This window comes from Rhodopirellula sp. UBA1907 (genome assembly GCF_002337565.1).
Classification (GTDB): Bacteria; Planctomycetota; Planctomycetia; order Pirellulales; family Pirellulaceae; genus Rhodopirellula; species Rhodopirellula europaea.
This window is the reverse complement of record NZ_DDGH01000046.1, coordinates 1,291-7,315: the sequence shown is the minus strand read 5'-3', so window position 1 is coordinate 7,315 and position 6,025 is coordinate 1,291. Positions and strand designations below refer to the sequence as shown.

Annotated in this window: 5 protein-coding genes; all 5 read left to right on the top strand. The window is 54.8% G+C overall.

Annotated features, from left to right (window positions below):
* Positions 1–36: 36 nt before the first annotated feature.
* The 5 genes from B2R17_RS09605 to B2R17_RS09585 all read left to right on the top strand — a co-directional run bounded on the left by B2R17_RS09605 (position 37) and on the right by B2R17_RS09585 (position 5,989).
* Positions 37–561, top strand: coding sequence for a DUF4240 domain-containing protein (locus tag B2R17_RS09605; protein WP_286763821.1), 525 nt, complete (start codon positions 37–39; stop codon positions 559–561).
* A gap of 1,349 nt (positions 562–1,910) precedes the next feature.
* Complete coding sequence (locus B2R17_RS09600) at positions 1,911–2,558, top strand: hypothetical protein (protein ID WP_286763820.1); 648 nt, start codon at positions 1,911–1,913, stop codon at positions 2,556–2,558.
* Positions 2,559–2,636: 78 nt separating this feature from the next.
* Positions 2,637–3,242 (top strand): type II secretion system protein, encoded by a 606-nt coding sequence (locus tag B2R17_RS28195; RefSeq protein WP_349676988.1) that lies wholly within the window; start codon positions 2,637–2,639, stop codon positions 3,240–3,242.
* Positions 3,243–3,389: 147 nt separating this feature from the next.
* Entirely contained in the window at positions 3,390–4,577 is a 1,188-nt protein-coding gene (locus B2R17_RS09590; protein ID WP_422662596.1) for an IS91 family transposase, read from the top strand.
* A gap of 1,004 nt (positions 4,578–5,581) precedes the next feature.
* The gene (locus B2R17_RS09585; protein ID WP_286763818.1) at positions 5,582–5,989 is read left to right on the top strand and encodes a hypothetical protein; all 408 of its coding nucleotides are present in this window, start codon (positions 5,582–5,584) and stop codon (positions 5,987–5,989) included.
* Positions 5,990–6,025: the final 36 nt, after the last annotated feature.

The following is a 6,025-nucleotide window of genomic DNA, read 5'->3' as shown; positions in this document are numbered from 1 at the left end:
CGTACCGGGTGACGCGTGACGTTATTTGGTAAAGCGATGGACACGGAACGCTTTTGGCAAATCATCGAGAACGCCACCGGGCATGACCCGGAAACTGCCGAGGATTGGGACAGTCAACTCGTTGAACAGCTCGTCAAGCTTCCTGCCGACGAAATACTCGCGTGGGATCGCATCTTCTCTGACCTCACCTCTCGCTTGTATCGGAATGATCTTTGGGCGGCGGCCTATCTCATAAACGGCAGCGGATCCGACGACGGCTTCTACTACTTTCGATGCTGGCTGGTCGGAATGGGGCGCGACGTGTGCATGAACGCTCTCAAAGATCCCGACTCACTCGCAGATGTGGTTCATCCCAATTGGCTCGCCGACGGAATTGATGCAGAAGCGGAAATCTACGCCGCTGGTTTTCGTGCATGGCAACAAGTTACTGGTACCACTGACGAGGTGCCATATCCAGTTCAGAATCCAAAGACCGAACTTGCTGGAGAGGCCTTCGATTTTGACGACAACGACGTAATGCAGCGAGTGCTGCCGCGATTGTGTAAACTGATTGACAATTGATGCGTTTCGGGCATCGCAGGGAACCAAATAACCAAGCGGTGAACCGGAGCCGCCGATCACGCGAAATTTGAACTCATCGTTTTCTGGCGGCGGCCCGGTTACCGCGGTCGTTCTGCCATTTGAATCCGATCGCATACCTGCGTTTAATCCATACTCGACTCCTTCGCAAGCGAAGTCTGACTCCGGCTTCACAAGCCACTCCGCTGCTGGTCCGTCGATCCTTTACACAATTCAAACCGTCTGGATTGCGACTGGAATCTCTCTTTTGACGCTAGCAATCATCGCTTCGTCGATTTTCGATGGATCTTTACGTCGCTTGTTCTCCTCCGACGACTCGTATGTTGCGTCGTTCAGTGTGTCCGTGCCAGTCGCTGCATTCTTCGCGGTCGGATGCCTGACTGGATGGTGGTTCCAGTCATCGCGTATTGCGTTGCTGGCTACAGCTGTTCTGGTCGCGAGTTTCGGAACGCTTCTTTGGGTTTCGGACTACCTGCAAGACTTCGGTGAGGGAGACCAGATAATCGGCTACCTCGGAATTGGAGTGCTTTCTGGCGGCTCATTTGGTCTAACCGCATTTTTGATCCGCAACACAGGCGCTAGAGTTGTATTCTCGATTGTACCCCATCTATGCTTTGGGATTGGCTATGCTGCCGCTCTGCACACCATGTCACAGTGACACCGAAGAAGGCAGAACCAAAAAATGCACCCGAGTCGCGAAGTCGGGCGTTTTGACAATGGACATTCTCTCGTCGCGACCGGGTGATTTTAGACGTTCGCCGATGAAGGAAGCACGGATGCCGCTACATCACTGCCTACAGGTGGCCGCCGTGTTGCTTGTCACCGTACATCTCACGGGCTGCGTCGGCAACGGGAAACGAACCACCTGGCGTCACGAGGACCCAACGGCGATGGAAACGTCCGTCGCTTCGCTCGTGCCCGCCGGGATGTCAATTGATGACGCAATCGCACGTATGGAAGACGAGGGATTCGACTGCACCGTGACCCGGAATGGTACGTTTCGTGAGATGAGGCATTGGACAGATGATGGACCCGACCACAACAACTTGGACTTTATTCGGTGCCGCCGCACCAACAGCAATGCTGGTTTATTGATGTCAAGGATTTGGAACGTTGCTATAATTCTCGACGGTGACGTGACGGAGGGATCGGTGCTCGTGTCGCACTTTGTGGACGGTCCGTAGCCGGCTTCAATGCCTCAGGGCCGTCGACCGATTTTGGCCCAACAATGACGGCGAACCAAGCAATGCACCCGAGTCGCGAAGTCGGGCGTTTTGGCAATTGAGAATCTCTCGTCGCGACCGGGTGATTGCAAACGTTCGCCGATCGAAATGACAAACACCGCACCTCACGACATTGATCCCGACGAACTGAGGCTGCTCGGCCACTTCTATCAAAATGACTTTCCTCTCGATCTAACGATTGGTCCTGACGCGGTTTGCATCGATCCGCCGAAGTCAACTTGGAAGTCTATGGTGGCGATGACTACTGTGATCGGTTTGCTCTTCACCGGATTTGTATGGGTTGCAATCGCTACCGATGCGGGAGCGAAGTTTGGGCCATTGATCTGGGTGTTGCTACTGATGATCGGATTGCTTGCCATCGCTGGCCCGGTCGTTGGACACCAACTGCGTCTACGCTATCTGCGCGAACGGAGTCCGCTAGTTGCTTATTCTTCGGGTGACTTCACCGTATCGATACTCGGTGGCCAGAAGACTTTCGGACGCGACGAGGTCTACGCATTGATGGGCGTTACGCTTCGGGATTCCCAAGGCGAATCGAAATCGGAACTTCAACTGATTACTCGGGATGGTGATTCATTTGTTCCACATTTGATTACGACGGATCTTTCTGGGTCGGCATCGCAAAGCTATGGTAAGATCCTTCGTAGTTTTCGCGAAACCACCCAGATCAGGACCATGGTCGTAGAACCTGAAGGGTTGCTAAATCGTGGTCCCATGCGTCTCGCCGAACTCTAGCAGGACGGCGAACCATCCGATGCACCCGAGTCGCCGAGTCGTGCGTTTTGACAATGGAAGATCTCTCGCGGCGACCGGGTGATCGGTACCGTTATCCGATTGAGATTCGCATACGCTTTGCACAACAAACAAACCTGTAACGGTGTCACGCTCGTTGAGCTACTTGTCGTGTTCACGATCATTTCGATTTGTATTGCTCTACTAATGCCAGCGGTGCAATCCGCACGAGCGTCGGCGCGCAGAACGGAATGCGCGAGCAACTTGCGGCAATTTCACTTTGGTCATGAGCAGTCCCCCGATCGCCCCCGCGTAAACATCTGCCCGGATTCACCAGAGTCACTCGGATTCTTCCGCAATGTCTCAATCAACAACGATCCGCTTGTTTACAACTCTACGCACTCAACGATGGAGTTCTTTGAGCACAATGGCGCTCCCCTCGTTGAGGCCCCGGATTCTCCGCCTGACATGAATTCCAACACCTGGTTCACACAGGCGAATATTGACGCGGACCTTGTCCTTCCGATTGTCGATTCTTACATTGCTAGAGGTCGCCATATTGGAAGTACAGCAAACTACTTGTTTCTCGATGGCCACATTGAGGTTATCGAATCGAAGGTAATCGAAGACTGGGCGACATCCGGCTACAATTTCACACGTGCTGGTGCTGGATTGCCGCCACACTAATGCTTGGATAACAATCCCGTGAACCGGAGTCGCGTGTGAAACGTTTTGACAATGGTAAACTTTTTCGACGCGACCCGGTTACGGGTGGCGTTGTACTGGCCTCTGGAGAACTTCCTTGAAGCGTCACGTTTCTTATAGGCAGTGACCTTGTCGCTCGACTTGCAACAGTTGATGCGCAAGCACTACCCCAGGCTTGCGAAGTCATATGGGCTCAGCGGTGACATGCACCGAGCCGCGTGGGCCATCATGCATTGTCGCACGCGAGAGTTGGGAGGCCATGTCAACAGTTGCCCGCATGGCCACTTCCACCAAGTCGCTTACAACTCATGCTCGCATCGGTGCTGCCCGAAGTGCGGATGGCTGCCTCGCGAGAAGTGGCTCGATGGCTGGCGAAATCGGTTGTTGCCGGTCCCCCATCACCATCTCATCTTCACCATCCCGCACTCGCTCAACCCACTGTGGCGATACAACAAGCGAGCCTTTGCTGACGTTCTCTTCCAGGCGGCATCGCAGACACTGATGCAACTGCTCGGATCCCCAGACTATCTGGCCGCACGACCTGGGATCCTGGCCGCCTTGCACACTTGGAACCAGAAGTTGGACGTGCACGTGCATCTGCATGTCTTGGTTTCTGCCGGCGGACTGACTGAAGACGGAACGTGGGTCGCTGCCAAGAAGAAGTGCCTGTTGCCCCGCAAGGTTGTGATGACCAAGTTCCGTGGCAAGTTCAAGGCGTTGCTGCGAGAGATGGTGGTTGCTGGCAAGATCCAATTGCCACCGGGTTGGACACGCAACCAGTTCTATGCGTTGCTTTACAAATTGAGTGACCCTTGGAACGTTAAAGTCTTTGATGCCTATGCAGGTGGCGCCAGTGTCGTGACCTATCTTGCCCGCTACCTGCGTGGCGGTCCGATCGGGAACTCACGGTTGCTCGAGGAACGTGATGGGCAAGTGGTGTTTCGATACCGCCTCAGTGAACTCGAAGGGGGCGATGGAAAGCGACAAGGCGTGACTCGCCTGCCAACCGACACCTTCTTGCTGCGTTGGCTGGAGCATGTTCCGCCGCGTCGCTATCAATGCGTGCGCGGCTTTGGGCTCTACAGTGGGAACCAGCACTCGGGGCTTGTGCAAGCGCATCAGACACTCGGCGGCTGCTACGATCCAGGTTCCGAGGAACCGAAGACATGGCAGGAAGTCTGTGACGCCGCTGGCATGGAGCAAGCTTGTCGCTGTCCTGAATGTGGGACGCTGCTGGTCAGCCACCATTCATTCCATCCGGGACGCTCTCAACCGAGTTCCGCGTTTGTCACACGAACCCTTGGACAGATCGCATGATGCGTTCTTTGACACGACCGATTCTTCCACCGACGATACCGAAGGTGCAGTTTCAGCTCGGCTTGAGTGCACTCCAAAGCGTGGCGATTGCCTTGCTGAGCGACCGCTTCACCGATAAAACACTAAGACGACAGCGGCTCGACGTAGCACGGGCCCCGGCGGCACAGTACAACCAAGTCGTTGCACCCGCTTAGCATCACGCCTGCTAGCAAGCGTAAAATTTTTTCGTTGCTAAGCGGGTGAACTCAATCGTTCGCGGTGTGAACCGACGCCTGTCATCCATGCTGCTGATTGGTGCGCTCGAATCACGCCCATCTGATGTCAGCCGACGTCTCTCGCCTGGGATTCGCATTTGATGTCACGGTTTGATTGGTGCGCTGACCAAGACAAACCAACGCCCGATGGTGGCTTCACGAATGGCTCACGCACGTCGACGCAACACGCAAATCCAACGCCCGAAGACGGCTGTGCTGACAACCAACGCCTGAAGTGCCGACTGCCAAACGGGACACTGAATTTCCCTCGTTGATTTCAATCGGCTACACTGGCAACGAACGCCGATGGCTCGCGCCGTCGTCGTGTCCGAAATCGCGAACCATTCGATGCACGTGAGTCGCCGCGTTTAACTTTTTGAAAATGGATGATCGTTCACGGCGACCACGTGATCGATACCGTTCCCCGACTGAGCCAAACCTGAACTTCACCCGCTTCACATGTGCGAACTAGTTTTTGAACTCGAAGAGTCGTTCGGAATCGAGATCCCTGACGATCAAGCGTCGGACGTTGTCACGGTCGGCGATCTTTACGCGGTCCTATTGCTGGCGACTGCTAGTCGCACCCGAAATCCTGACGCGTGCTTGTCTGCTCGCGTTTTCCGCTCTCTGCGTCGTCACTTGCTACTCCACTCTTCGGACTCACCCACGCTAATCACCGGTCGAATCACTCCTTCGACACCACTCCTAGAAGCACTTCCCAAGACCAGACGCCGAGAAGCATGGGCGCGAATGGGAGATGAGTTGTTGATTCGGCTTCCTTCATTGTGCCGCCCTCGATATTTCACCTTTATTGGCTTCGCTATCTCGCTTTCCATATCAATCGCTTGCTATTTACTGCTTGGGGGTTCGACTTTCTCAACCCTGGTTTCTGTTGGATGCTTCGTTTTGACAGCTTCACTTGTATTTGCTGCCACGCGGCCACTTGCGACGCTTCCTGATGCGACATTTGACACGCTTCGCGGCTTAACCGAGCAAGTGCTGGCTCGAAATGCCGCGAAGCTTGCAGATCGCCACGATGCATTTAGCCATCGTGACGTTTGGACGATCCTGACCCTGATCCTTAGCGACCAATTGGGTGTTGACCGCAAAAAGATCACCCCAGACGCTCACTTGATCCGCGACCTCGGCTATGAATGAGCGGGGAACCATGCCGATCGGGATAGGGGCCCGGTT

What these genes read in the sequence shown, in the direction of transcription:
- B2R17_RS09605 (WP_286763821.1), top strand. Translation starts at nt 37, where the DNA reads ATGGACACGGAACGCTTTTGGCAAATCATCGAGAACGCCACCGGGCAT.
- B2R17_RS09600 (WP_286763820.1), top strand. Translation starts at nt 1,911, where the DNA reads ATGACAAACACCGCACCTCACGACATTGATCCCGACGAACTGAGGCTG.
- B2R17_RS09585 (WP_286763818.1), top strand. Translation starts at nt 5,582, where the DNA reads ATGGGAGATGAGTTGTTGATTCGGCTTCCTTCATTGTGCCGCCCTCGA.